Origin of the sequence: Flavobacterium crocinum (assembly GCF_003122385.1) — a bacterium.
GTDB lineage: Bacteria > Bacteroidota > Bacteroidia > Flavobacteriales > Flavobacteriaceae > Flavobacterium > Flavobacterium crocinum.
In genome coordinates this window covers 982,674-1,008,688 of record NZ_CP029255.1, presented here as the reverse complement: position 1 = coordinate 1,008,688, position 26,015 = coordinate 982,674, and the positions used below count along the sequence as shown (strand labels likewise).

Annotated in this window: 23 protein-coding genes; 13 read left to right on the top strand and 10 right to left on the bottom strand. The window is 34.8% G+C overall.

The window, feature by feature from the left end:
* The first annotated feature begins 4 nt into the window (after positions 1–4).
* From HYN56_RS04710 to HYN56_RS04690, 5 genes are all read left to right on the top strand, one after another.
* A complete protein-coding gene (locus tag HYN56_RS04710) occupies positions 5–577 on the top strand; it encodes a hypothetical protein (protein ID WP_109191124.1) in 573 nt (190 codons plus the stop codon).
* Positions 578–1,126 carry a CopD family protein gene (locus HYN56_RS04705; protein ID WP_109191123.1) on the top strand — a complete coding sequence of 183 codons (549 nt, stop codon included), beginning with the start codon at positions 578–580 and terminating at the stop codon, positions 1,124–1,126.
* Between the two features lie 190 nt (positions 1,127–1,316).
* Entirely contained in the window at positions 1,317–2,732 is a 1,416-nt protein-coding gene (locus HYN56_RS04700) for a sensor histidine kinase (protein ID WP_109191122.1), read from the top strand.
* 11 nt (positions 2,733–2,743) lie between these two features.
* Positions 2,744–3,526 carry an enoyl-CoA hydratase/isomerase family protein gene (locus HYN56_RS04695; RefSeq protein WP_109191121.1) on the top strand — a complete coding sequence of 261 codons (783 nt, stop codon included), beginning with the start codon at positions 2,744–2,746 and terminating at the stop codon, positions 3,524–3,526.
* Between the two features lie 173 nt (positions 3,527–3,699).
* On the top strand, positions 3,700–4,098 hold the full coding sequence (locus tag HYN56_RS04690) for a hypothetical protein (protein ID WP_109191120.1): 399 nt from the start codon (positions 3,700–3,702) through the stop codon (positions 4,096–4,098).
* Between the two features lie 286 nt (positions 4,099–4,384).
* On the opposite strand, the gene HYN56_RS04685 is transcribed toward HYN56_RS04690, so the two are convergent.
* The 4 genes from HYN56_RS04685 to HYN56_RS04670 all read right to left on the bottom strand — a co-directional run bounded on the left by HYN56_RS04685 (position 4,385) and on the right by HYN56_RS04670 (position 8,132).
* Positions 4,385–4,699 (bottom strand): hypothetical protein, encoded by a 315-nt coding sequence (locus tag HYN56_RS04685; RefSeq protein ID WP_109191119.1) that lies wholly within the window; start codon positions 4,697–4,699, stop codon positions 4,385–4,387.
* A 350-nt stretch (positions 4,700–5,049) separates the two neighbouring features.
* Positions 5,050–5,703, bottom strand: a complete 654-nt coding sequence (locus HYN56_RS04680; protein WP_109191118.1) for a metal-dependent transcriptional regulator — start codon at positions 5,701–5,703, stop codon at positions 5,050–5,052.
* Between the two features lie 90 nt (positions 5,704–5,793).
* Complete coding sequence (locus HYN56_RS04675; RefSeq protein WP_109191117.1) at positions 5,794–7,665, bottom strand: Nramp family divalent metal transporter; 1,872 nt, start codon at positions 7,663–7,665, stop codon at positions 5,794–5,796.
* A 74-nt stretch (positions 7,666–7,739) separates the two neighbouring features.
* Positions 7,740–8,132 (bottom strand): Fur family transcriptional regulator, encoded by a 393-nt coding sequence (locus tag HYN56_RS04670; RefSeq protein WP_109191116.1) that lies wholly within the window; start codon positions 8,130–8,132, stop codon positions 7,740–7,742.
* Between the two features lie 92 nt (positions 8,133–8,224).
* On the opposite strand from HYN56_RS04670, the gene HYN56_RS04665 reads away from it, so the two are divergent.
* From HYN56_RS04665 to HYN56_RS04645, 5 genes are all read left to right on the top strand, one after another.
* The gene (locus HYN56_RS04665) at positions 8,225–8,578 is read left to right on the top strand and encodes a MerC domain-containing protein (protein WP_109191115.1); all 354 of its coding nucleotides are present in this window, start codon (positions 8,225–8,227) and stop codon (positions 8,576–8,578) included.
* Between the two features lies 1 nt (position 8,579).
* The gene (locus HYN56_RS04660) at positions 8,580–9,491 is read left to right on the top strand and encodes an NAD(P)/FAD-dependent oxidoreductase (protein WP_109194723.1); all 912 of its coding nucleotides are present in this window, start codon (positions 8,580–8,582) and stop codon (positions 9,489–9,491) included.
* Positions 9,492–9,707: 216 nt separating this feature from the next.
* Positions 9,708–11,960, top strand: coding sequence for a TonB-dependent receptor (locus tag HYN56_RS04655; protein WP_109191114.1), 2,253 nt, complete (start codon positions 9,708–9,710; stop codon positions 11,958–11,960).
* 179 nt (positions 11,961–12,139) lie between these two features.
* Positions 12,140–12,604 carry a thioredoxin family protein gene (locus HYN56_RS04650; RefSeq protein ID WP_109191113.1) on the top strand — a complete coding sequence of 155 codons (465 nt, stop codon included), beginning with the start codon at positions 12,140–12,142 and terminating at the stop codon, positions 12,602–12,604.
* 307 nt (positions 12,605–12,911) lie between these two features.
* Positions 12,912–14,108: a glycosyltransferase gene (locus tag HYN56_RS04645; protein WP_109191112.1), complete on the top strand. Its 1,197-nt coding sequence runs from the start codon at positions 12,912–12,914 to the stop codon at positions 14,106–14,108.
* Here HYN56_RS04645 and HYN56_RS04640 read toward each other — a convergent pair.
* From HYN56_RS04640 to HYN56_RS04630, 3 genes are read right to left on the bottom strand one after another with little or no spacing between them, the layout of a single operon-like run.
* Entirely contained in the window at positions 14,073–15,239 is a 1,167-nt protein-coding gene (locus tag HYN56_RS04640; protein WP_109191111.1) for a glycosyltransferase, read from the bottom strand. The two genes, HYN56_RS04645 and HYN56_RS04640, sit on opposite strands and share 36 nt — an antisense overlap.
* A gap of 40 nt (positions 15,240–15,279) precedes the next feature.
* Positions 15,280–16,356, bottom strand: a complete 1,077-nt coding sequence (locus HYN56_RS04635; RefSeq protein ID WP_109191110.1) for a glycosyltransferase family 4 protein — start codon at positions 16,354–16,356, stop codon at positions 15,280–15,282.
* A gap of 6 nt (positions 16,357–16,362) precedes the next feature.
* A complete protein-coding gene (locus tag HYN56_RS04630; RefSeq protein ID WP_109191109.1) occupies positions 16,363–17,190 on the bottom strand; it encodes a DUF6492 family protein in 828 nt (275 codons plus the stop codon).
* Between the two features lie 140 nt (positions 17,191–17,330).
* On the opposite strand from HYN56_RS04630, the gene HYN56_RS04625 reads away from it, so the two are divergent.
* The 3 genes from HYN56_RS04625 (at position 17,331) to HYN56_RS04615 (ending at position 19,679) form a co-directional block, all read left to right on the top strand.
* Complete coding sequence (locus HYN56_RS04625; RefSeq protein WP_109191108.1) at positions 17,331–18,500, top strand: lycopene cyclase family protein; 1,170 nt, start codon at positions 17,331–17,333, stop codon at positions 18,498–18,500.
* A gap of 190 nt (positions 18,501–18,690) precedes the next feature.
* Positions 18,691–19,101 carry an ArsR/SmtB family transcription factor gene (locus HYN56_RS04620; RefSeq protein WP_109191107.1) on the top strand — a complete coding sequence of 137 codons (411 nt, stop codon included), beginning with the start codon at positions 18,691–18,693 and terminating at the stop codon, positions 19,099–19,101.
* A gap of 167 nt (positions 19,102–19,268) precedes the next feature.
* Positions 19,269–19,679 (top strand): BrxA/BrxB family bacilliredoxin, encoded by a 411-nt coding sequence (locus HYN56_RS04615; RefSeq protein WP_091489855.1) that lies wholly within the window; start codon positions 19,269–19,271, stop codon positions 19,677–19,679.
* A gap of 411 nt (positions 19,680–20,090) precedes the next feature.
* Here HYN56_RS04615 and HYN56_RS04610 read toward each other — a convergent pair whose 3' ends face one another.
* The 3 genes from HYN56_RS04610 to HYN56_RS04600 are packed head-to-tail and all read right to left on the bottom strand — an operon-like array spanning position 20,091 to position 25,756.
* Positions 20,091–21,455: an efflux transporter outer membrane subunit gene (locus tag HYN56_RS04610; protein WP_109191106.1), complete on the bottom strand. Its 1,365-nt coding sequence runs from the start codon at positions 21,453–21,455 to the stop codon at positions 20,091–20,093.
* A complete protein-coding gene (locus tag HYN56_RS04605; protein ID WP_109191105.1) occupies positions 21,452–24,598 on the bottom strand; it encodes an efflux RND transporter permease subunit in 3,147 nt (1,048 codons plus the stop codon). The genes HYN56_RS04610 and HYN56_RS04605 overlap by 4 nt, the downstream gene beginning before the upstream one ends.
* 3 nt (positions 24,599–24,601) lie before the next feature.
* The gene (locus HYN56_RS04600; protein ID WP_167398274.1) at positions 24,602–25,756 is read right to left on the bottom strand and encodes an efflux RND transporter periplasmic adaptor subunit; all 1,155 of its coding nucleotides are present in this window, start codon (positions 25,754–25,756) and stop codon (positions 24,602–24,604) included.
* Positions 25,757–26,015: the final 259 nt, after the last annotated feature.

Genomic DNA, 26,015 nt, shown 5'->3' with positions numbered 1-26,015 from the left:
ATAAATGAATAAATTAAAATATTTTTCGATTTTACTTTTTTCTTTGCTAACTATAATTGGATGCAAAAAGACAAACACTTTTGAAAACAATCGTTTTTTTGACAAAACATTCAATTGGGAAATTGAAATTCCGGATGATTACGAAAAAGTAACTCAAACAGAAAAAGGAGAAATAAAAGGCGATACTGCTTTAATTAAAAAAAAGAATTTGATTGTTGCTTTTAAAAGAGACAACGCAAATTATTTTTCGGCAAAGTACGAAGATTATCTTGGTGGAGACCTTCAGTCAATTGACATGAAAATGAGATTAAAAGATTTTCTTTTGTTGAAGAATATTGGACAAGTGTATCGAAAAGGAAAAATGGGAGATTACTCAGTGAGTAGTGAGAATATCTCAGGTATGCCGTTTAGAAAAGCTAAAATTGAAATTACCGAAGAAGGAAAAACAGTAGCGACAGCAGTAATTTTTTCGAAAGCGCTTAATGATAAAATCTTTACTGTTACGATTGTATATGAAGATGAAAATTACGGTAAAGAAATGATTGATCTTTTTAAAAAATCTACATTCAAACAATAAATGGAATATTATAATTATCTAAAATCACTGCATCTTATATTTGTGATAACTTGGTTTGCGGGTTTGTTTTACATTGTGCGTTTATTTGTGTATCAAATTGAAGCCAATGAAAAAACATCACCTGAAAAAGAAATCTTGCAGGCGCAATACAAAATAATGGCCTACCGTTTGTGGTATATTATTACATGGCCATCGGCGGTTTTAGCGAGTATTTTTGCTTTTTGGATGCTGTTTTTTACAGAAGCAGGACATGTCTGGCTCGCACAATCCTGGATGCACGTAAAATTATGTTTCGTTTTCCTGTTGTATTTATATCATGGAAAATGCCATCAGATTTTTAAGCAACTGCAAAGAGATGAGGTAAAATATTCGAATAATTTTATGCGTTTATGGAACGAAGGCGCAACGATTATTTTGTTTGCCGTTGTATTTTTAGTAGTTTTAAAAAGTGCCATCAATTGGATTTTCGGCGTAATCGGAATTATTTTATTTTCGGTTTTAATTATGCTGGGATTTCGTTTTTACAAAAGAATTAGAGAAAGGAAATAGTTGGCAGTGGTCAGTTTTTTAGTGATCAGTTTACAATCATTGTCTTTTAAATTTTTATATATTATAACTTTAAAACGAAGTTATACGTTTGCAAAATAACTGAACACTAACAATCTGAACACTGAATACTAAAATCATGCTCAACATAAAAATGACAATGCTTTCCCTTCGTACCAGGATTTTCCTGTCGATGATTGTATTGATTGTGGTGGCATCTTTTTTATTGGCTTCGATCTCGATTATTCAGTTTAAGACCGAGGCCAAAGAATATCATCAGGAGCGTTTAGAGAGAAAAGAAAATGCGGTAAAAGAACATATTAATTATGTTCTGGCTACTACAACTTATCCGCTGAAAACGCAAAATCTGGATTTGATTTTTAAAGACAAAATCCACGAATTAGCGCAGATTCATAAAATCGAAATCAATATTTACAGTCTCGACGGGAAACTGCTTAAATCATCCAAAGAGTCTTTTGCGGTTGATAAAATTGCTCCTCCAATTCCCGAATATATTCTGAAATTAGTTCGTTCCTCAATTGAGAAACGTTTTGTAGACATTAAGACGATTGACGGAGTCAAAAACCGATCATCTTACAGTTTAATAAAAGACGAAAAATTCAAACCGCTCGGAATCTTAAATCTTCCGTATTTAGAAGACGACGGTTATTACGATAACGAGTTGAATACTTTCCTGATTCGCCTGAGTCAGGTTTATTCTTTTATGCTGATTGTGGCTTTTGCATTGGCGTATTTCCTTTCAACTTATATCACAAAATCATTAAAAACTATTTCAGATCGTTTGGAAGAAACCAATCTGGATCAGAAAAACGAGAAAATTGTTTTAGAAGCCAATAGTAAAGAAGTGAACTTCCTGATCAAAGCGTATAACGGAATGGTGGATAAACTCGAAACGAGCGCCATTAAATTAGCACAAAGTGAACGTGAAGAAGCTTGGCGCGAAATGGCAAAACAAGTCGCGCACGAAATTAAAAATCCGCTTACGCCAATGCGTTTGACGGTTCAGAGTTTCCAAAGAAAGTTTGATCCAAATGATCCAGACGTGAAGCAGAAAATGAATGATTATTCCGAAACCTTAATTCAGCAGATCGATACTATGACATCGGTGGCTTCGGCATTTTCGAACTTTGCTTCGATGCCGGCGCAGCAAAATGAAACTTTAAATGTGGTTGAGGTTGTAGAATTAGCCTTGGATATTTTTAACGAAGATTATATTGTCTTCGAAAAAGAAGAAGAAGAAATCATTTCCAAAATGGATCGTACGCAATTGATTCGTGTCATTACCAATTTAGTTAAAAATGCAACACAGGCCATTCCGGAAAGTCAGTTTCAGAAATCAATTGTAGTTACTGTAAAACGACGAAACAACAATGTTGAAATTGCGGTAAAAGACAACGGAATAGGAATCCAGAAACAAGATATCGGACGAATCTTCGAACCCAAATTTACCACTAAAACGAGCGGTATGGGACTTGGACTAGGAATTATCAAAAACATTATAGAAAATTACAAAGGAACAATTACCTTTGAATCAACTTACGGAAAAGGAACGACTTTCAGGGTTTCTTTACCCATCACAAACTCATAAAACCAGCTGTTATGAACTACGAAAATATCTTAATTTCAATTGAAGAAAAAGTTGCAACCATTACCATTAACAGACCCACTAAGTTAAATGCTTTAAACAAAGCAACCATCAGTGATCTGAGTAATGCTGTTGATTCATTATCCAAAAATGATGATGTTCGAGTTATTGTTTTAACCGGAAGCGGAGAAAAAGCTTTTGTAGCAGGAGCTGATATTTCAGAGTTTGCAAATTATACTACTGTTGAAGGTGCGCAGCTGGCGGCAGAAGGACAGGAATCTTTATTTGATTTCATAGAAAACCTTAAAAAACCGGTTATTGCAGCGGTGAACGGTTTTGCTCTTGGCGGCGGATTAGAATTGGCAATGGCTTGTCATTTCAGAGTCGCTTCAGACAATGCAAAAATGGGATTGCCGGAAGTAACTTTAGGATTAATTCCAGGCTACGGAGGAACACAGCGTTTACCACAATTAATTGGAAAAGGCCGTGCCATGGAAATGATTATGACCGCAGCAATGATTACTGCCGAACAAGGAAAAGAGTACGGTTTAGTAAATCATGTAGTGCCTCAGGAAGAATTGCTTTCGTTTACAAACGTAATTGCTCAAAAAATCATTAAAAATGCACCCTTCGCAATTGGAAAAGCTATAAAAGCCATTAATGCCAACTTTAAAGATGGTAAAAATGGTTTCGATACCGAAATTAAATCATTTGGAGAATGTTTTGGAACCCAAGACTTTAAAGAAGGAACAACAGCCTTTTTAGAGAAACGTAAAGCTGAATTTACAGGGAAATAATTTTTCTTAACCGCAAAGGTCGCTAAGATTTACGCAAGGTTCGCAAAGTTTTATATTTCCTAGCGTTCTTTGCGAAAAAACTTTGCGACCTTTGCGGTTAAATAACAATATAGAGATTAGCAAGGAAAAACTTAGAACCTCAGCATCTCAGAACCTTAGCACCTTTTAAAAAAATGTACGAACCAATATTTGCCCTTTTTTGTGAACGAGTTAAAGAAAGTATCCAAGCCGGAACTTTCGCTAAACTTACTTTGGCCAAAACGATGGGCGATACCGAAATTAAAAACATTTACTTCCGATTGGTTCTCAACGAAGATAATACGTTTTCGATTTCCTTAACGTCTCGTTATAAAACAGAAGAAATTGAAAGCATTCATACATTAGATGAAGCTTTATTGGTTTTAGGGACTTACATCAAAAAGCCATTTTTAACCGCGCTTTTGTTTACAACAGATAACGATGTTACTTTTAAAGTAAATAAAAAGAACGCCGGAAGTATTATCGAACAGCCGCCTACATTTAAAAATGCTTCTCCGGTTATGCTGGAAATGGTTGAAAAAGGGATTGTTTAAATTTTTAGGAGCTATTACCGCTATCCGTTTCAATCTTTTGTGGCGAACCCCGCCACAAAAGGATTTTCACTTCTATCGGGGCTAGGACACTCGGTTTCAAAATAACAATTTTGTTTTTCCGAATGTTTTTTAGAGCATTAAATGTAATTAATATGTTCCGTTCCTACGGAACTCTATTTACAACGAGGATATTTCAACAACGGATTAAAATCCGTTGCTACAACATATTTCGTTCCTTCGGAACTTTTTAAAAAGTCTCTAGGCTTCCAATTTTTATTTCCATTTTCTATTTCTTCTGTTGTTTTAAATTTTCAAGTTCACATTCAATATCAAATATTTGATTATTGATTTTTTGAAAATGCATATAGCAAGCCATTGGGATTGCAATCAATAAAATTAAAAAAAACATTAAAACAGAATCTCGATAACCCATTCTATCTATCAGCATTCCCTTTCTCAAAGGAATATATGGGCCAACAAAAGGTGTAATAATTCCAACGGCGATTAATCTCCAAATTTTCCACTTTTCTTTAGGAAGTTTTTTTAATTGATCTTCAAGCTCTTTTTCTTTGTTTCCTGAATTTATGTCAAATTCATTCATATTTTGGTATGTTTTTTCTTTGATTATATACCGTTCCTATGGAACTCTGTTGATTTGCGGACATTTCAACAACGGATTAAAATCCGTTGCTACAATATATTTCATTCCTTCGGAACTTTTTGCATGATATTTTATCCTAACAGGTTTTTAAAACCTGTTAGGTATCTGGATATTATTATTTGACTTGCAGATTATAATAGGAAAAAGCCATAGGCTCGTTAAATTTTATAGCGACGGATTTCAATCCGTCGTAATTGTCAATAAGAAAAATAGAGAGCCGTAGGTTCAACCCATATAATTCTTAGTGTATCTCTGCGAAACTTCTTTGTGCATCTCCGCGGAATAACCCGCTAAACCAGCTTTACAAACAAATTAGAAGCAATTTTATTTGAAATCGACAATTCCCTTTCATCAACCTTAATTTTGACCGATAAATCGAATGATTCTTTAGAAACAAATTCAATTTTGGAACCCAAAGCAATTCCTTGTTTGTCCAGATATTTCAAGAACTCAGAAGAAGTGTCTTTCACACCAACACAAACTCCGTTTTGGTTATCTGATAACTCGGAAAGTAAATGTTTTTCAATCTTAATAATTCGGCCGTTCGCATCTGGAATTGGATCTCCATGTGGATCTTCAGTCGGATTTCCAAGAAAATCATCTAAACGGTTAATCAATTGTTCTGATTTGATGTGTTCCAACTGTTCCGCAATATCATGAACTTCATCCCAGCTGAAATTTAGTTTCTCCACCAAAAACACTTCCCAAAGACGATGTTTTCTCACAATCATTTTTGCGGCTAGTTTTCCGTTTTCGGTTAACGAAACCCCTTGGTATTTTTTATAATTAACCAAATCTTTCTCCGCCAGTTTCTTCAACATATCCGTTACCGAAGAAGCTTTCGTCTCCATGATTTCTGCAATAGCATTCGTACTGACTTCTGTTTCCAAAGCCGCCGTTAAGTGATAGATCGATTTAAGGTAGTTTTCTTCTGAAAAGGTCATTTTTTTTTCTTTTTGAGTAACAAAGAGACAGAGTTGCAAAGGGACAAAGCTAAAAACTTTGTTACTTTGTCACTCTGAAACTTTGCATCTTCATTTAACAATCAACAAAGGTATTGAAATTTTATGTCTCAATTTGTCTACCGTTGTACCGAAAAGAATATCTTTTAATCCAGTGTGGCCGTGGGTTCCCATAACTAGAATGTCAAAATTACCACTGTTTATAATTTCCGGAATTATTTTGGCTGGTTTTCCAAAACCAAGTTCCGTTTCGATATTAAATCCTTTTTCTGAAAGCATTTCTTTGTATTTCAGTAATAATTTCTCGTCAATCGTAGTTTCATGGTCGTGAACATGAACGCCGTACATTAATGCTCCAACCGTTTCTACGATGTGAATGAGCGTATATTCAGTGTCAATGCCACCCAATTCAAAGGCTTTGTTCAAAGCCGCTTCATCGGCACTGGAAAAATCTACAGAAACAGCAATGTTTTTAATGCTTTTACCTTCTTTTGGAGTAAAGTGAAGTTTTAGATTGTGTGGCGAATGATTGATAACTTTTTTAGATTTGGCTTTTGCAATAAAAGGTTTAAAAACAATGTATAATAACAAACCTAAGAATCCGAATGCAAGAGGAATCACTGTCAACCATAGAATTATAGGATGATTAGAACCTTCTAACCAGGAAGTAATTTCATCATAAACCAATTTGGCATTTAGCGAAACAATAATCAAAGCAATGATCCACGAAACAATTTGAGTAGTTCTGGAAATATGAAAACCATTCATTTTCGATTTATCACTCACAAAATGAATCAGCGGAATAATGGCGAAACCTAATTGAAGGCTCAAAATAACCTGACTCAAAATCAAAAGTTTTCCGGTAACACTTTCACCGTAAATCCAGATTACAACTAAAGCAGGAATAATGGCAATCAAACGGGTTATGATACGACGAACCCAAGGCTGAATTCTTAAATGTAAATAACCTTCCATAACAATTTGTCCCGCAAGAGTTCCGGTCACTGTTGAACTTTGTCCCGCAGCAATCAAAGCAACAGCAAATAAAATCGGCGCCCATTTGGTTCCCAGTAAAGGTTCGAGAAACTGATGTGCATCCTGAATTTCGGCAACTTCAAACATTCCGTTTTTATGGAATGTTGCCGCCGCAAGAATTAGAATCGCAGCATTGACGAAGAAAGCCAGATTCAAAGCGATAGTGGAGTCGATCAAATTGTATTTTAAAGCTTGTTTGATTCCGGTAGGACTTCTGTCGAATTTTCTGGTTTGTACCAAAGAGGAGTGTAAGTAAAGGTTGTGCGGCATTACAGTCGCTCCGATAATTCCGATTGCGATGTATAAAGCGGCAGAGTTTGGAATAGAAGGAACCAATCCTGCAATAATTTTAGAAACTTCCGGTTCTGCGAAAATCATTTCAAAAATGAAAGAAAAACCAATTATCGCAACCAAAGCGATAATAAAAGCTTCCATTTTTCGGATACCTTTATTGATTAAAAATAAGAGAATGAAAGTGTCTAAAACGGTAATCAAAACGCCTTCAAAAAGTGGAATTCCGAAAAGCAGGTTAATCCCGATTGCCATTCCGAGAACTTCGGCCAAATCACAGGCAGCAATGGCAATTTCTGCTAAAAAGTATAAAATGTAGTTGATGTATTTAGAATACGTTTCTCGTGAAGCCTGCGCCAAATCACGTTGAGTCACAATTCCGAGACGGGCACTTAAACTCTGTAAAAGCAGTGCCATTAAGTTACTCATTAATAAAACCCAAACTAAAGTGTAGCCAAATTGGCTTCCGCCGGCAATATCAGTTGCCCAGTTTCCTGGATCCATATAACCAACGCTTACTAAATAAGCGGGGCCTAAAAAGGCTAATATTTTTCTAAAACCTGTTTTTTTATGTTCTGTAGAAACCGATTCGTGGACTTCTTCTAAAGATTTACTCATTGTAAATGTATTGTTTTCACAAATATATAGAAAAATGATATTCGCGGAACAATATTTTTAGGCGAGCCTAAAATTTATATGTTAGAATTCAAACATTTTGGGCACAATCCAGATAATGTAAAGTTTATTTCGTTCACTTTATAATTTTGTGGCATAATGTAGCTCGGTTTCACATTTTCAAGACAGGTAATTTCATGACAGTTTTCACAGCTGAAATGAGCATGATTGTGAATGTGTACGCGCTGATGTGAATGATTGCATTTGGCATATTTTACCGTTCCGTCGAGATTGGAGATTTTATGAATAATATCATCGTTAACCAAACGATCTAAAATTCTATAAATGGTCACGCGATCGCAGACATCGTTCAATTGTTTTTGAATTTCAGTGTGTGATAATGCTGTTTTAGAATTCTCAAATACTTCTAATACAGCTGTTTTCGCGGTAGTATTACGTGTTGTTTTCATTTCTATAAATTAAAAAATTTAACGCAACAATGTTGCATTTGAATTTAATCTGTATATTTGCAACAAAATTGCATTAAGTAAAAGTACACAAAATGAAGAAATTAACGACACCCTTTTACGATATTTTAGGAATTTCAAGCGCAACGATTTGTCTTGTTCATTGTTTGATTTTTCCACTTTTAACGATTCTTCCTTTAGGGTTGAGTCACAATCCAATCATCGATTTACTATTTGCTTCAATAGGTTTGTTTGCAATTGTCAAAATTACGAAAAAATCAACTCTTTTGGTTTCGTCGATTTTGATTGTTTCCATGAGCCTGATTTGGATCAGTATTTTGGCAGATTTATTCTTGGAAATTCATTTGGATCTCATCTATTTTGGCGGTATCGGAATGATTATTGGGCATTTGATTAATTACAAATTACACAAAAAACAACATGATTAAGATGGAACAGCAAAATTTTGAAGTAATTATCATTGGCGGAAGCTACAGCGGATTATCTGCTGCAATGAGTTTAGGGCGTGCTTTGCGAGAGGTTTTGGTTATCGACAGCGGTTTGCCTTGCAACAGACAAACACCACATTCTCATAATTTTATTACACAGGACGGTGAAAAACCTGCAGTGATTTCGGCGAAAGCCAAATTACAAGTTGATTTCTATAAAACAGTTCATTTCTTTAACGGACTTGCTGTAAAAGCTATCCAAAAAGAAAATAGATTTGAAGTAATTACAGCATCAGGAGAAGTTTTTATTTCGAGAAAAGTATTGTTTGCAACAGGTGTTAAAGATTTGATTCCGGAAATCAAAGGCTTTGCGGATTGTTGGGGAATTTCGGTTTTACATTGTCCGTATTGTCATGGTTACGAAGTTAAAAACGAAAAAACGGCGATTATTGCCAATGGTGAAATGGGGTTTGAATACGCTAAACTAATTTCAAATTGGACAAAAGACCTTCGATTGTGCACGAATGAAAAATCAGAATTGACTTTGGAACAAACCAAAACTTTAGAAAATCATGGCGTTCAGATTTTTGAAGATGAAATAGAATCTTTTGAACATCAAGGAGGATATATTCAGAATATAGTTTTCAAAAATCAGCAAAAAGTTGAGGTAAAAGCTGTTTATGCCAAACCACCTTTCGAACAGCATTGTCCAATTCCTGAAGCTCTAGGCTGTGAACTCAACGAACAAAATTTAGTAAAAGTTGATGCTATGCAAAAGACAAATATTGCAGGAGTTTTTGCAAGCGGCGACTGTACAACTCCAATGCGATCTGTTGCGATTGCAGTTTCTACAGGTTCTTTCGCGGGAGCTGTCATCAACAAAGAACTAATCGACGAAGATTACGCGAAGTGAAAATAAACCATATAAGTTATATAAGAGAATGTAAGTCTAGTTTTAAAGGAACTTATATAACTTATATGGTTTAGAAAATTTTGTGCTTTTGTGAGTTTGTTTGATTGAAAACAAAATTCTAACATATTGAATTCAATACGTTTGAAAAATTTTGTTTTTATAATCCATGTTTGTCAAATTTAATTTTTAGTTTTGTCTAAATTTAATTTTAAAACAATGAAATATTTATTTTTGACAATATTAATAATTTCAACAAAAAGTATTTACTGCCAAAATATATCAGGAAAAATAACTACAAATAGTCCTGTTATACAGGAAATTGATATTCGTTTATTAAATACAAACTTTAAAACTCAGACGGATTCTTTAGGATTTTATAAACTTCAAAATATTCCAAAGGGAACTTATAAAATACATGTGACCGCGGAGGGATTCGAACCTCAAAACCAAAAAATATCTCTTCTAGAAAATCAGGATCTAAACTTGGATTTTGAATTAAAAGAAGATCAAAACGAACTGAACGAAGTAGTGGTTTCAGGAACTTTAAAACCTGTAAAACGTTTAGAAAGTGCGGTTCCGGTTGAGGTATATTCGCCCGTTTTCTTCAAGAAAAATCCAACTCCAAGTATTTATGATGCATTGCAGAATATAAACGGAGTTCGCCCACAGTTGAATTGTGGGGTTTGTAACACGGGAGATATTCATATCAATGGTTTAGAAGGACCTTATACTTTGGTGATGATTGACGGAATGCCAATTGTAAGTAGTCTTTCGACAGTTTATGGTTTATCTGGAATTCCAAATTCTTTAGTAGAACGAATAGAAATTGTAAAAGGGCCGGCTTCGTCTCTTTACGGAAGTGAAGCAGTTGGAGGTTTGATTAACATTATTACCAAGAATCCTACAAATGCGCCAGTATTTTCGGCAGATTATTTTACGACTACTTATCTGGAAAATAATCTTGATTTGGGAATGAAATTTAATGTGGGTAAAAAAGCCATTACACTTTTAGGAATTAATTACTTCAACTACGACCAGATAATTGATAAAGACAAAGACAATTTTACCGATGTAACACTTTCTGACCGTGTTTCGGTATTTAATAAATGGAGTTTTCAGCGTAATCATAATCGCCTTTTTACGATTGCAGCGCGTGGAATGTACGAAGACCGTTGGGGAGGAGACATTCGCTGGGAGAAAAAATATCGTGGCGGAGATGAAATCTATGGTGAAAGCATTTATACGAAAAGAGCGGAATTAATTGGAAGTTATCAATTGCCATTCGAAGAAAAATTAATGCTTTCGTTTTCTGGAAATGTGCATTATCAGGACAGCCGTTATGGAACGACTTCATACATCGCCAATCAAAAAATCGGTTTTCTTCAATTGACTTGGGATAAAAAAATTGGACGAAATGATTTATTAGCAGGAATTGCAAGCCGATATACGTATTATGATGACAACACACCTGCAACAAATGAAGCTGAAAGTACTTGGTTGCCAGGAATTTTTGTTCAGGACGAAATAACTTTTTCTCCCAAAAGTCAGATTTTGTTGGGAGCTAGATACGATTATAACTCCATTCACGGTTCGATATTTACGCCAAGATTTGCCTATCGTTTCAAGGCCAATGAAAACACCATTTTCAGGCTGAATGCAGGAACTGGTTTTAGAGTGGTTAATCTTTTTACCGAAGATCACGCCGCTTTGACTGGTTCTAGAGATGTAGTTATTGAAAATGATCTGAAACCAGAGAAATCTGTAAATGTGAATCTGAATTATATTCAGAAAATCAACTTTGGCAATGGAACTTTTATGGGAATAGAAACTACTGCTTTTTACACCAGATTTAGCAACAAGATCGTAACAGATTACGAAACAGATCCAAACAAAATCATTTATGATAATATCGACGGTTACGCTATAAGCCAAGGAATCAGCACTAATGTGGATTTAAATTTTACAAATGGTCTAAAGTTTATTCTTGGAGCAACGGTTTTGGATAATAAAAATGTGGAAGACGGAATTTCGGAAAGACCTTTTCTAACGGAAAGATTCACCGGAACCTGGAGCATTTCATATAAAATTGAACCTTGGAATTTATTGTTGGATTATACAGGAAATGTTTACAGTCCGATGAAACTGCCGTTGCTGAACGAATATGATCCCAGAAATCCAAATTCGCCCTGGTACAGCATTCAGAATATTCAGTTTACGTTTACGGGCTGGAAGAACTTTGAATTGTACGGCGGAGTTAAAAACCTGCTGAACTTTACCCCAAAACAAAATAATCCGTTTTTGATTTCAAGAACCAATGATCCTTTCGATAAAAATGTACAATATGATACAAACGGAAAAGTATTAGTTACGCCCGATAATCCGTACGGTTTGACTTTTGATACAACTTATGTTTACGGACAGAATCAAACCATTCGCGGGTTTATTGGATTGCGATATACTTTGAGGTAAAATTTAAACACATAGAAACATAGTTTAGCTTTGTGTAGAAAGGCGTTTCACTTGCATCAATTCACATAGCTATGTGTGGAAGCTAGCTTCTTCTTTTATCTTTTTATAGAAATAGAAAAACCTATGTTTCTATGTGTTTAAAAATTTTTAGTAATAGAAATCATACTCATTAAAAAACAATGAAAAAGCTAATTCTATTTATTTTCTTCTTCGGGATTTCAGCAACAGGTTTTGGTCAGCTGAAAAGCTATTCTTTTGAAGAAATAGATAGCTTACAGCAAATTCAAAAGCGAAAAATCATTGTTTTTATTCATACTGACTGGTGTCAGTTCTGTCAAAGAATGAAAACCACAACTTTCAGAAACAAAGAAATCATTGAAAAGCTCAACTCAGATTTCTATTTCGTTGATTTTAATGCTGAGGAAAAAAGAGAAATTACTTTTAATAATCAGGTTTTTAAATACAAACCTTCGGGAAATAATGTTGGGGTTCATGAACTGGCTTTACAACTCGGAACAATCAATAATCAAATAGTCTATCCGGTTTTATGTGTTTTGAACGAGAAAAATGAAATTATACTACAGTATAATAACTATTTAAATCCCAAAAGCTTTATAATTCTTATGAATCAGTTAAAAGAATAGAAAAATCATTAAAAAAAGCTTTAATTTCATTAATAATGAAAATAATTAAGAAATTTTAAGATAATTTTTATTATAAATTATTTTTGTTATTAATTTGCAAAAAAAGTTAAAATCAATTAATATAATTTTTCCGACTTAAAAATTGGTGTTTTTAGGATTTCTATATTTCATTATTTTCTGTTGAATACAAGAAAAAATAACGAAATGAGTTTTAATCTAATACAGCGTCTATTTGATAACGGGTTGTTTTAACTGATTCATTATCAAAAGTCAAAAACAAATTAAAGAGCAAATAAAAAAAACATCAATGGGGATATTTAAAAGTATTAAACTTTACTATCAAAAAAAGGAAGTAATTAAGAATCAGTCGGATCAGTCTATACCAAACTATAATACTTATAATTCGTCAAATAAAACGATTGTTTTTTTTAATCTTAGTATGCCTTCTCCGGATCAGGATTCGGGTTCTAACAGGCTTAAAGAAATTATTTTGTTCTATAAGAGCAAAGGTTATAACTGCATTATATGTTCCAAAAATACTTTTCGAACCAATAAAGATGTAATCGATTTTAGCAATTTAGGCATTATTGTTTATGTCGAAACCAATCAGTATCGCAATTACTTTGATTTTTTAAAATCAATTCCTAAAGTAGATTTTGTCTGGTATTACGGAGCAAGGGCTTTTGATTATAATTTAAAAAAAATAGCAAGAATTCTTCCCCGGTCAAAATCGGTTTTTGATATGACAGATATTCATTTTCTTCGTTACAAAAGAGCGATTGAGCTTGATCCTAAAAGAATTTCACTTAGAAAAAACTATAAAAAGTTTCTTTTTATCGAAACGAAATTAGCACAAAATGCAGATTTTGTAATAACAGTTTCTGATTTTGAAAAAGAAATTATGGCTAAATACATTGCTGATAATAAATTAATTACATTATCTAATATTCATTATCAAAAAAGCAGTATTGAAGAAGTTCTTCCATTTGAAGAACGAGAAGATATCATTTTTATAGGTTCTCAGCACGAACCAAACATTGATGCAATTTATTATTTATATAATGATATTATGCCTATCGTCTGGGAAAAAGATAATACCATTAAAGTAAATATTATTGGTAATGTGAAAGACAGAATTGCAGACATTACAGATTCAAGATTTATTTTTCATGGTTATGTTCCCGATATAGAACCATTTTTTAAAAGTAACAAACTTATGGTCGCGCCTTTGCGTTATGGAGCCGGAGTAAAAGGAAAAATTGGACAGGCTTTTGAATATCATTTGCCGGTTGTCACTTCACCGGTAGGTGCGGAGGGGATGAAATTAGTTCATAAGCGAAATGCCCTTATTTATAATACCGGAGAAGAGTTTGCGACAGGGATAATTGAATTGTACACGGACAAAAAGCTTTGGCTGGAATTACAGCAAAATTCTGAAGAAAGTTTGCAGCCTTTTTCTGTTCAGGTTTTAGAGACTATTTTTCAAAGAATTGACACTTTTTAACTCGAAAACTTTATCAAATAACTTGTAATTGGCTTCAAGACTAAGATAATTGTTAAAGAAAGAAGTAGCTTCTGAACTGATGGCGGTATAAAAAAACGCGTTGGTTAATAGTTTATCGATGTAATGTGCAAACTCGTTTGGATCATTGGAAACCAGACAACCATTATTTGTTTTATTCAATAAACCATCAACGCCTCTTTCATTGCATACTGTCGGAATTCCAAATGACAAGGCTTCAATCACTTTGATTTTAACGCCTGTTCCGCTTAACATTGGACATATGGCTACTTTGCTTTGACGATAGAAAGTATCCAAATCTTCAACAAAACTTATTTTTTCTACATTGTCGAACTCGCCAATATGTCGGCAAATTTTTCCAATTACAACAATTTTTATGGATTTTGAAAGTAAGGGGTAAACCTTGTTAAAAAACCAATTGACTGCTTTTATATTATGTTCATTGTCACTGGCAACGTAAATTAAATCATATTCAGGTTCTGTTCTGGTATCGTTTTTTGAAGGCAAAGCGTGAGTTGCCAATGCAATTTCTTTGTTTATGAATTGAGAGAAAAGGTATTTTTCTTCGGGTGAAATCGCTAAAATCTTATCAAAAGTGTTTAAAATTTCAACTTCTTTTTGAAAAAACCGACCCAATTGAAAGTGCTTCTTTTTTTGAACCTGAGAAGTTAAAAAATCATGAGTATCAATCATGAGTTTGGCATTTTTAAGGTTTGGACTTTTCCTTACCAGTTTTGACCAATAGATATAAGAGATTATGATGACATCATATTCGTTGGCTTTTAGTATAGAATTGAAGCTTTCGATATGCTTTAAACGCGTTCTGTCGAACAAACCAATTTTTAGTTTGAGATTATTGGGAAGTGAATAATAAAAGAAATACTTGATTTGATTTTTCTTTCGAATAAATTTAGGAAGCAAATAAGTATTGTGGGCTAATTTTTCGCTTTTAATCTTGTTAAGTTCATTTTCTGTAAAGTCGTTAGATTCGATGCTTACAAAGTCAACGGCTATATTTCTTGTTCTAAAATATTCTAATAGCGCCAGGGCTCTTACATTATTTCCCTGGGTTTTATTTAAAGGGTTTTCGGGATAGAAATACAAAATTTTCATAGACAAAATATCATTTTATGAATAAGAATGATTTTAATAATTAACTGGTTTTGAAGAATTGTTTGTCCATTTGTTCAAAATAAGATTCAATACTAAACTTCTTCATCGTGCATTCATGAATTTCTTCAGGACTGAATTTCTTCGAATCTTCAATGCACTCATTAAAAAAACGGAAAATATTCTCGTCTATTATTTTTGGAAGCAAATAAGCTCCGGGGTGTTTGTCTTCGACTAACTGAGGTAAAACCCCAACAGGATTTCCTGCGATAGGCCTTCCGCAGGCAAGAGCTTCTATCGTTACCATTCCAAAACTTTCCGAATAAGAAGGATAGAAAACAATATCTGCCTCAGAATAAGCCAATTCGTTTATATTGTCAATTGTAAGACCAACAGAGACAGTAGTGTTGTTTAAATTTTGAAAAAGATCAGTATTAAAGACATTGTTAGAAGCAATAAGCAGTTTCCAATCCTGTTTCGCTTCAACAAGTTTTGCTAATTCTTGTAGCTCTTTAATTCCTTTTCCATGTTCTAATCTTCCTATATAAACAACGGTTTTAAAAGCAGATTTTGATTTGTGAAGCGGATAAAAGTGGTTTCGGTCAATACAATTCGGCACAATGCTGATTTTATCTTTCTTGATGTTATAATACGTTATAAGATCTTGTTTTACGTTTGATCCAACAGCTATGATTTTCTTAGCGTTTCTGCACGCTGTCTTTTGCAGTCTGGCAACTCTGCTGAGTTTTGGGCTTTTTCTTCCATAATCCAGTTCCATTTTATGATAACAACCATGAGAAATTACATAATCTGTACGATAATAAGCTGTGGGTTCTCCATTGCTGATTACTATTTTATCAGATTGCTGATTCAGCCAAAGGTAAACTGTCGCAAATCTTGCAATATATTTTGCCTTTCGTTTCTCAAAATGGCTTCGTTCAAACAATTTCCAGTACAATTTTCCAACAAAAGTGTTTTTCAGTAAATCTTCATCAATAATCTGAGTCTGAATGTTTCTGCTTTTGAAATATTCATCGAGATAATAAACCATCCGTTCTGCACCTCCTGCATTAGATTTACCGTTAAGGAATACCAAATAAACGTTATCTGTTTCTTTCATCTTGATCTATTTTAGAAAGAATTGGAACCACTTTTTTTTCTTTTTCTGCCAATTACTCTGGTAGATAATGCCGAGATATATTTTGCTTAGTTGTTTAATGGAAAGCTGACTTTCTTCTATTTCAAATTGTTCTTTATAATGATATACCTTGAAGAGACTGCCAATAGGATATAAAGGAATTAGTTTGGTTTTGAGCAGATATTCGCCATAAATTACACAGTCGGAAGGGGAAAAACTTTTTTTCTCTATTGCATTGAAAAAAGCATCAAAAGAAAGGTTCTGGTCTTTTAGAAAAACCTCATTAAAATGTTGCCAAACGTTGCAATTCCAGATGTATGGAGATGGTCCATAATCCCATTCCTTACCTTTATTTTCAAAAAAAGGGCGAGTATCTCTCAAGGCTCTTTTGAAGAAAATAGTTTGAGAATCCATTTGAAGTCTTTCGGTCATTTCTAACAAGTCCTTCGATTCCTGCATTATAGTGTAGGGAATGTTTTCGTCAAACATAAAATCGGAGGAGTAAAAATCCCTTATAAAAACAGAATCAGAATCTATGGCGACATAGTTTTTGCAGATATTAAGTTTGTAAACATTGCATTTTATAATCTGCTGATAACGCCATCCTTCAGTAATAGATGTCGAAGTAATTTCAGAATCTTTATATATTTTATACTTCTCAAAACAATCGGGTTTTAAAAGGTTGAAATGATCATCATTTACCGAAACGACAACGGGAATATTGTCTTTATTAAACTTATCAATCGAATCCAAAAGATTGTAAACTCTTTCAAAGTCAGGTTGATAAGTCTTGACAAAAAGAATTATTTTATACATGAATGATAAAATTTGTTATGGTGTACTAAAGATAAAACTAAATCACATCCAAAGCTAACGTCAAAAAAGAATAATAAATTTTACAGCATTTAAATTAATTTTAGAAAGACAGAAAGGATAAAAAATCCTTATTTTTGAGAATGAACTCTTCGCAAATAAAACATTTCGACTACATTTTTACCGGATCCGGACTGGCATCTTTAATGATAGTTTATAAAATGATTTTGTCCGGAAAATTTACCGACAAGTCTATTTTGCTGTTAGATCAGGATGCAAAGCAAAAAAATGACAGAACCTGGTGTTTTTGGGAAAAAGAAGATTCGGTATGGAATTCGGTTATTGCTAAAAAATGGGATTTGGCATTGTTTGCTAATGAAAAAATTAAGCTAGATCTTGAATTAAAACCATATACATATAATAAAATCAACGGATTATATTTTTATAAATTCGTTTTCGAAGAATTTTCCAAACACACAAATGTTACATTTTTAAATGAAAAAGTAACCGATATCAACGAACTTGAAACACATGTTTTTGTTGGTACAGAAGAAAACCGATATACCTGTAATTATTTATTCAATAGCATTTATACTAAGGCTTTCGCCGAAAGGCAAACCAAATATCCTGTTTTGCAGCAGCATTTTTTAGGCTGGTTTGTGAAAACCGAAAAGGAAATTTTTAATTCTGAAGAAGTTACTTTCATGGATTTTTCGGTGGAGCAAAAGGGAAATACAAGATTTATGTATGTTTTGCCAATTTCCGGAAACGAAGCCTTGGTTGAATATACTTTGTTTTCGGAAAAACTGCTTCCAAAAGAGGAATACGAAAGTGAAATCAAAAGCTATCTACAAAAGTTTGGTGTAAATCAATTTGAAATTATCGAAAAAGAGCAGGGAAGTATCCCAATGACCTGTTTTCCTTTTTGGGAAAAGAATACGAAACGTGTTCTAAACATTGGTACTGCGGGCGGTTGGACAAAAGCAAGTACCGGTTATACTTTTAAAAATTCAGATAAAAAGTCAACACAGTTAGTTGAATTTCTTCAAAACGAAAATCTCAACTTGAAGAATTTTCATAAAAAAAGCCGTTTTTGGTTTTATGATTTATTGTTGTTGGATATTTTATATCGACATAATGAATTGGGAAGTACTATTTTTTCTTCTTTATTTAAAAAAGGAAATCTTATTTTGATTTTTAAATTTTTAGATGAACAAACTAATTTGATTGAAGATTTTAAAGTGATTTTAAAATGTCCGAAACTTCCTTTTATTACTGCTTTATTTCGAGTATTCTTTTATCGTCAAAAATAGATCATCTCTTAAATATTAAAGTTTTATCTCTGAATCTAAAAGATATTATGTGTTTTGTTTTTCATACAAAAAGACTTATTGTTTTATTATAATGGCTTTTTGGGGATGTCGAGAAATATACTCTTAGTTAGATTTGTTAGTCTTAAAAATATATCGACTTTCTACGATAATGAATTAACAAATCTAAAAAATGGGTATTTCAAAGCAATTAGAATTTGATGATGAGACAGAAATAATAGGCAAAATCTGTAAAGCACTTGGGCATCCTATACGAATTCAGATTATGACGCTTTTATGGAAAAAAGACAGCAGAACCTGTGGAGAAATTGTTGATTTGATTCCGTTAGCGCAGTCCACTATATCCAAACATTTACTGGAGTTGAAAAAAGCGAATTTGGTAAACATTCAAAATGAAGGTAAAAAGAGCATTTATTCTGTTGAAAGAAATAATATTCAGATACTTAAAAAATATTTCAGCAGTTATCTTTCCACCATTGAAATGGCTGAGCAAAAAAAATCAACAGTTCTTAGAACTCATAATGTCGTTGGGAAAAATCATCATTTAAAACAATACAATTATCAGTTTTCTCATAAAAAATAAGAAATCATTGTGTTTTTAGTGTTTATTTAGAATATAGTAGAAAAGGAGTTTTTAACGGTGTTAAGATTTTATATGGAACTATAACAAAACTTTATACTTCAAATTAACGAGTTGCGGGTAAACTTCGTAACTTTGCAGTTCAAAAGTAAAATTTAAAAGACAAGAATATGTATCCACTAGACATGGTAAAACCAATGGAAGCTGAATTAACAGCTGCTGGTTTTCAAGATTTACATAGTGCTGAAGCTGTTGAGAATGCTATCAAAGCTGAAGGTACCACTTTAGTTGTTGTAAACTCTGTTTGCGGGTGTGCTGCAAGAAATGCACGTCCAGGAGCAAAAATGAGTTTGGAAGGAGCTAAAAAACCAGATCACCTTGTAACAGTTTTTGCTGGTGTTGACAAAGAAGCAGTTGATGCTGCAAGACAACACATGTTCCCTTTTCCTCCATCATCGCCATCTATGGCTTTGTTCAAAAACGGAGAATTGGTTCACATGTTAGAGCGTCACCACATCGAAGGCCGTCCAGCTGAATTAATCGCTGAGAATTTGCAAGATGCGTTTAACGAGTTTTGTTAATTTCTAAGTTGCTAAGGTTCTGAGATACTAAGATTCTAAGTTTTTAGGTTCAAAGTGTCAAAGATATATAGGTACAAAGATTTAAAAAGGGTTGTTTCAATTTTTGAAACAACCCTTTTTTATTTTACATACATGTTCCGTAGGAACATCTCATTGGTAGAAAAAATTATATTGTTGTCATTAGTTTACGTTCCGTAGGAACGTCTGGTTTTGACATCGTTTTTAACGAATCCAATAATATCAAACGTTCCTACGGAACGTAAATGGGGCGATTGCGATTTTTTTTTCTACCGATGAAACATTCCTTCGGAATGATAACGTGATATAAAAAAAGAGGTAACGCTAAGCTTTTATTAAGTGCTGAGAAACCTTTGAACCTTTGTTTCTCTGTCACTTTGTCCCTCAAAAAAACTAATTCCACCCTCCGCCAAGTGCTTTATACAACTGAACCATAGAGCTCAATTGTTTCTGAGTTAACTGCGAAAGGCTTAATTGCGCTTCAAATAATGATCTTTGTGCGTCCAGAACTTCCAGATACGAAACATAACCGTTATAATATCTGGCATTAGATAAATCATAGTTTTTTTGTGCTGCCACGACTTGTCTGTTTCGGGCAGTCCATTCTTCTTTGAACATAGCGGTGTTTTGAAGCGAGTTTTCTACTTCTGCTATGGCGGTTAAATACGTTTTCTGAAAGTTGAATTTCATTTCTTCAGCTAATTTCCTGTTGTAATCCACACGACGTTTGTTTTTTCCGAAGTTGAAAATTGGTCCGGTAATTCCGCCGCCGACATTTTGGATATAAGAACCATCATTAAATAAATCATTAATCATAATGTTGGTAAAACCTGCGATTGCAGAAATATTAAATGATGGATATCGCATCGCCTGCGCAACACCAATTCTTTCAAAAGCCGCTTTATATAAATATTCCTGACGTTTTACATCGGGTCTGTTTTCTAACAAAGCAGAAGGAACCGAAGTTGGAAATTCAGTGAGAATTAATAATTCGCTGTTGGTTTTTCCTCTCGGAATTGCTTGCGGCACTTGTCCAATCAAAACAGAAATGGCATTTTCTAAAGCCGTAATCTGTCTTTTGATTAACGGAATATTGGCTTCGGCAATCGCAACTTGCTGTTCGATTTGTACTTTATCCAATTCGGCGACATAACCACTTATAAAACGGTCATTGATAATGTCGTATGCTTTTTGTCTGGTTTCTAAAGTATGAATGGTGATTTCCAATTGATTGTCAAAATCGCGTAATTCGAAATAAGAAATGGCAATATTGCTTACGATCGTAGACAGAACAACTTTTCTCGCTTCATCGGTTGCTAGAAGTTCATTTTGCAGTGCGACTTTCTGATGACGGTATTTTCCCCAAAAATCCAATTCCCAGGACATATTGGCCAATACCGCTGAAGGCCACTGGAAAGTTTCGGCACTATTAACCTGACCAGAATATTGAAAAGACGGATACAAATCGGCTTTTGCCATTCCGAGGTTCGCCTGTACTTGTTCTAAGCGGGCAATGGCAATTTTAAGATCGTAATTATTCTGAATTCCTTTTTCAATCAAGCCTATTAAGACATCATCGTTAAATAGCGATGACCATTTTATAGTCGTAACTGATTTTGTAGTATCAGCAGGCTGATTGCTGTATCGAAACGAATCTGCCTGAGGCTGTTCTGGTTGGGCATATTTTGGTCCGACCATACATCCGTAGGGGAAAACAGCTATCAAAAAGAGTGCTAAAAGTATCTTTAGAGTTTTCATTGTTCGTCTGTTTTAGGTTCATCGGTTTCCTCGGTTTTTTTCTTTCCGAATGTTTCAATAAAAACAAATAAGACGGGAATCAAACAAACACCTAGAATGGTCGCCACGAGCATTCCGCTGAATACGGTCATTCCCATAACTTTTCGGGCTTGAGCTCCAGCACCAGTTGCAGTTAGCAACGGAACAACTCCCAAAATGAAAGCAAAAGCCGTCATCAAAATAGGACGGAAACGCAGTTTTGCAGCATACAAAGCGGCATCTTTTGCAGGCATTCCTTTTTCGTATTCTTCTTTGGCAAATTCCACAATCAGAATCGCATTTTTTGCTGCCAGTCCAATCAGCATGACCAATCCGATTTGGGCAAAAACATTATTTACATAATCGGGACTCAACAATCTACAGATGTATAAACCAAGAAAAGCGCCAAAAACAGCAAAAGGTGTTCCGAGTAAAACACTGAAAGGCAGTTTCCAGCTTTCGTATTGCGCGGCGAGTATTAAAAACACAAAAAGTAATGCCATTAGGAAAACGGTATTTCCTTTTCCTTCGGCTTGTTTTTCCTGATAACTCATATTGGCCCATTCGTAACCCATACCTGCGGGCAGCACTTTTTCAGCAGTTTCCTGTAAAGCAGTCATGGCTTGCGCCGAAGTAAATCCGGGAGCGGGAGTTCCTCCAATTTCGGCTGCACGGTACAAATTGAAACGAGTCGTAAACTCGGGACCGCTTACTTTTCGAATTGTTGCAATACTCGTAATCGGAATCATTTTGTTGTCTTTGCTTCGAACAAATATCTTATTGATGTCTTCGGGATTTACCGTATAACTCGGATCAGCCTGAAGCAGTACGATATACTGTCGCCCAAATTTATTGAATTCATTAATATATTGTCCTCCTAAACTGGCTCCAATGGCAAGATTGACATCAGATAAAGAAAGATTGAGTTCCGTAACTTTTTCCCGATCGATGTCCAGACTAATCTGCGGTACATTTGGATTAAATGTCGTTCGAATCGTTCCAATTTCAGGTCTCTTTTTGGCTTCGGCCATAAATTGCTGTGCGTTTGCAAAAAGATACTCTGGCGTATTACCTTCCCGATCCTGAAGCATCATCGAGAATCCGGCGGCATTTCCAATTCCGGTAATAGGCGGAGGGCCAAAAGCAAAGACTGTTGCTTCGGGAATTCCGAAAACCACTTTTCCGTTGACTTCTTTTAAAATCTGAAAAACATCTTGTTCGCGTTCTTTCCATTCTTTTAAGGCCACAAAGAAAAATCCGTTGTTGGTTGCCACCGAGTTTTTGATTAAACTGAATCCGGCAACCGAAGTATAATATTCAACACCCTGATTCTGCGATAAAATATGTTCTACTTTCTGAATGACTTTTCCTGTTCTTTCTAAAGATGAAGCGCCGGGAAGTTCAATATTCACAAACATATATCCCTGATCCTCTTCGGGTACAAAACCGCCCGGAATTCTTCCTCCAAGCAAAATAATTGCCCCAACAACTATTCCGATAAAGATTAAGCTTCGGGCAGTTTTTTTAATTAGAAAACCAGAAAATCCGGTGTATCTATTTGTGAAAGCGCCAAATTTTTTATTGAACCATTCAAAGAATTTTCCGAGCCAGCCTTTTGCTTCCTGATTCGGTTTTAGTAAAAGAGAACATAAAGCCGGACTTAAAGTTAATGCACTTAAGGCAGAGAAAATCACAGATATAGCAATCGTAATAGCAAACTGCTGATATAATCTTCCTGTAATTCCGGGCGTTAAAGCTACCGGAATAAATACGGCTGTCAATACAATCGCAATGGCAATTACAGGCCCAGAAACTTCTTTCATCGCCTGATTGGTAGCTTCCCGAGGCGACATTCCCTGTTCGATATGATGCATTACGGCCTCAACCACCACAATGGCATCGTCGACGACAATTCCAATCGCAAGAACCAATCCTAAAAGAGAAAGTACATTGATGGAAAATCCAAGTAACGGGAAAAGCATAAAAACCCCAATTAACGAAACGGGAACTGTTAGAAGCGGAATTAAAGTCGCGCGCCAGTTTTGGAGAAAGATAAAAACTACGATGATTACCAGAATAATGGCTTCGACCAAAGTGTGCATGATTTCGTTGATACCTTCAGAAATGGCGAGAGTCGTGTCTAATGAAACACGGTATTTTAAATCCTGTGGAAATCTTTTGCTGAGTCTTTCAATCGTATTTTTTACATTTTCGGCAACTTCCAATGCATTGGAACCCGGCATTTGTTTGATTCCGATTGTTCCTGCAGGGTTTCCGTTTAATTTGGCAATCGAAGCATAACTTTCGGTTCCTAATGTTACGGTTCCGATATCTTTTAAACGAACCTGCTGATTACTGATATTCGATTTCAAAATGATATTTTCAAAATCTTCCGGATTGACCAAACGGTCTTTCAGCATTACATTATAGGTAAACTCATTGTTTTCGGTTGCCGGTGGCGCACCAAATTTTCCTCCTGGCGCAATCGCATTTTGATCCTGAATCGATCGTATAATATCGGGAACAGTCAGATTGTATTTCGCCATGATATCGGGCTTGACCCAAATTCGCATTGCATAATTACTTCCTCCATAAAGCGTAACTTCTCCAACTCCCTTAATACGGGCCAAAGCATCTACAATATTGATATTAGCATAATTGGTCAGAAAGTTTCCGTTGAAGGTTTTGTTGGGAGAATACAAGGACAAAATGAGCATCGGCATTGAGAGCGACTTTTTCGTGGTAACTCCTGTAGTTTTTACATCATTTGGAAGTTTGTTGGTCGCTTCGTTAACTCGGTTCTGGGTTAGCATGGTAGCATTATCCAGATCGGTTCCCATATCAAACGTAATATTTAACGTCATACTCCCATCACCTGTGTTTGTGGACTGCATGTAAAGCATATTTTCAACTCCGTTTACTTTTTGCTCGATTGGCGTGGCAACGGCCTGCTCCACATTTAAGGCATTTGCACCACGATAACTCGTTGAAACTTGTACCAACGGAGGTGCAATTTCTGGATATTGGGCAATAGGAGTCGAAAGGACAGAAAGACCTCCAATTAAAACAATGAAAATGGAGAGAACAATAGCAACGATTGGTCTGCGTACAAAGAAATTATCCATAATCTAGTTGTTTAGAGATGATGCAATCTGCTTTTTATCTTTGTCGGCTACATAAGGAACTGGAACAACAGTTGATCCGGGTTGGATAAACTGATTGCCAATAATAGCGACTTTTTCGTCGGGTTTTAAACCTTTGGTAATAATCCAGTCGACGCCAATTTTTTGTCCGACTTCCACCATTCGGGTTTGAATAGTATTTTTAGCATCGATAATTGAAACCTGAAAAAGCCCTTGAATTTCGGTAACAGCTTTTTGAGGAACTACTATTGCATCTTTTTGAGTTCGCAGTAAAACACGAACTTTTGCAAATTGTCCAGATCGTAAAGTGCCGTCTGGATTGGGAAACTGCGCTTCAATAGTTACAGTTCCGGTTGTAGGATCTATTTTGGTATCGGAGAAATTGAGACTTCCCTTGTACGGATGGGTACTTCCGTCAGAAAGTATTAAAGCGAGATCAGTAATACGTTCTCCGGCTTTGACCTGCTTTTGATATCGTAAATAATCAGATTCACTGACTGTAAATTGCACTCTGACTTTTTCTAGTTTGGAAACGGTATTGAGTTTCGCATCATTTCCAATTCGGGTAATATAATCACCTAATCGCGCATTCGAAAGTCCGATGACACCATCGATTGGAGATCGAATATCACAGTAACTTCTTTCTATCTGTTGGTTTCTTAAACTGGCTTGAACACTGTTTAAGTTTGATCGCGCCGCTTTGTCTTTGGCTACAGCCGCATCCAGCTCACGTTTACTGACTGCATTCATATCAGCAAGCGGACGGATTCTTTTTAATTCTTCTTCGGCATTTACCAAATTACTTTGAGCGCCCGCAACTTGTCCGCGAACCTGCTCTACTTTGGTATCATATTCTAACGGGTCGATGGTATACAAAAGCTGGCCTTTTTTGACTCTCTGGCCTTCTTTAAAATGAATTCCGGTGAGAATACCATCAACTCTTGCGATTAATTCAATGTCTAAATCTCCAAAAGTCTGTCCTGCAAAATCTTTATAAATGGGGACATCTTCACTTTTGACTGTAACAAAAGGAGCCTGCATCGGCGGTGGTGCCTTGGGTTGTTCTTTTTTGCAGGAAGTAAATAAAGTTAAAAGAAAGAAGAGGGGAAGGATTGGTTTTGGTAGTTTTAAAGCATTCATAATCATAAATGTTAAAATTGTACCACATAAATTTAATGAAATTTTTATAACAATCTGAAAAACAGTGTATTTTTTTATAATGCAACTTTGTTGCTGTTTAAGAATTTGATTTAACAGCTAAATTTATACGAGCTTACATCTCTTATATGGTTTCAAAAATCAGCAGTTTTTATTGTTTTTAAAATTGAAAAGAAAGCCTTACCTTTGCGCCCGAATTTATTCCATTTATAGATTCGTAATTCATTTATTCTTAACTTAA

Coding starts and splice junctions, on each gene's coding strand:
- HYN56_RS04710 (WP_109191124.1), top strand. CDS start 5: ATGAATAAATTAAAATATTTTTCGATTTTACTTTTTTCTTTGCTAACT.
- HYN56_RS04705 (WP_109191123.1), top strand. CDS start 578: ATGGAATATTATAATTATCTAAAATCACTGCATCTTATATTTGTGATA.
- HYN56_RS04700 (WP_109191122.1), top strand. CDS start 1,317: ATGATTGTATTGATTGTGGTGGCATCTTTTTTATTGGCTTCGATCTCG.
- HYN56_RS04695 (WP_109191121.1), top strand. CDS start 2,744: ATGAACTACGAAAATATCTTAATTTCAATTGAAGAAAAAGTTGCAACC.
- HYN56_RS04690 (WP_109191120.1), top strand. CDS start 3,700: ATGTACGAACCAATATTTGCCCTTTTTTGTGAACGAGTTAAAGAAAGT.
- HYN56_RS04685 (WP_109191119.1), bottom strand. CDS start 4,699: ATGAATGAATTTGACATAAATTCAGGAAACAAAGAAAAAGAGCTTGAA.
- HYN56_RS04680 (WP_109191118.1), bottom strand. CDS start 5,703: ATGACCTTTTCAGAAGAAAACTACCTTAAATCGATCTATCACTTAACG.
- HYN56_RS04675 (WP_109191117.1), bottom strand. CDS start 7,665: ATGAGTAAATCTTTAGAAGAAGTCCACGAATCGGTTTCTACAGAACAT.
- HYN56_RS04670 (WP_109191116.1), bottom strand. CDS start 8,132: ATGAAAACAACACGTAATACTACCGCGAAAACAGCTGTATTAGAAGTA.
- HYN56_RS04665 (WP_109191115.1), top strand. CDS start 8,225: ATGAAGAAATTAACGACACCCTTTTACGATATTTTAGGAATTTCAAGC.
- HYN56_RS04660 (WP_109194723.1), top strand. CDS start 8,580: ATGGAACAGCAAAATTTTGAAGTAATTATCATTGGCGGAAGCTACAGC.
- HYN56_RS04655 (WP_109191114.1), top strand. CDS start 9,708: ATGAAATATTTATTTTTGACAATATTAATAATTTCAACAAAAAGTATT.
- HYN56_RS04650 (WP_109191113.1), top strand. CDS start 12,140: ATGAAAAAGCTAATTCTATTTATTTTCTTCTTCGGGATTTCAGCAACA.
- HYN56_RS04645 (WP_109191112.1), top strand. CDS start 12,912: ATGGGGATATTTAAAAGTATTAAACTTTACTATCAAAAAAAGGAAGTA.
- HYN56_RS04640 (WP_109191111.1), bottom strand. CDS start 15,239: ATGAAAATTTTGTATTTCTATCCCGAAAACCCTTTAAATAAAACCCAG.
- HYN56_RS04635 (WP_109191110.1), bottom strand. CDS start 16,356: ATGAAAGAAACAGATAACGTTTATTTGGTATTCCTTAACGGTAAATCT.
- HYN56_RS04630 (WP_109191109.1), bottom strand. CDS start 17,190: ATGTATAAAATAATTCTTTTTGTCAAGACTTATCAACCTGACTTTGAA.
- HYN56_RS04625 (WP_109191108.1), top strand. CDS start 17,331: ATGAACTCTTCGCAAATAAAACATTTCGACTACATTTTTACCGGATCC.
- HYN56_RS04620 (WP_109191107.1), top strand. CDS start 18,691: ATGGGTATTTCAAAGCAATTAGAATTTGATGATGAGACAGAAATAATA.
- HYN56_RS04615 (WP_091489855.1), top strand. CDS start 19,269: ATGTATCCACTAGACATGGTAAAACCAATGGAAGCTGAATTAACAGCT.
- HYN56_RS04610 (WP_109191106.1), bottom strand. CDS start 21,455: ATGAAAACTCTAAAGATACTTTTAGCACTCTTTTTGATAGCTGTTTTC.
- HYN56_RS04605 (WP_109191105.1), bottom strand. CDS start 24,598: ATGGATAATTTCTTTGTACGCAGACCAATCGTTGCTATTGTTCTCTCC.
- HYN56_RS04600 (WP_167398274.1), bottom strand. CDS start 25,756: ATGAATGCTTTAAAACTACCAAAACCAATCCTTCCCCTCTTCTTTCTT.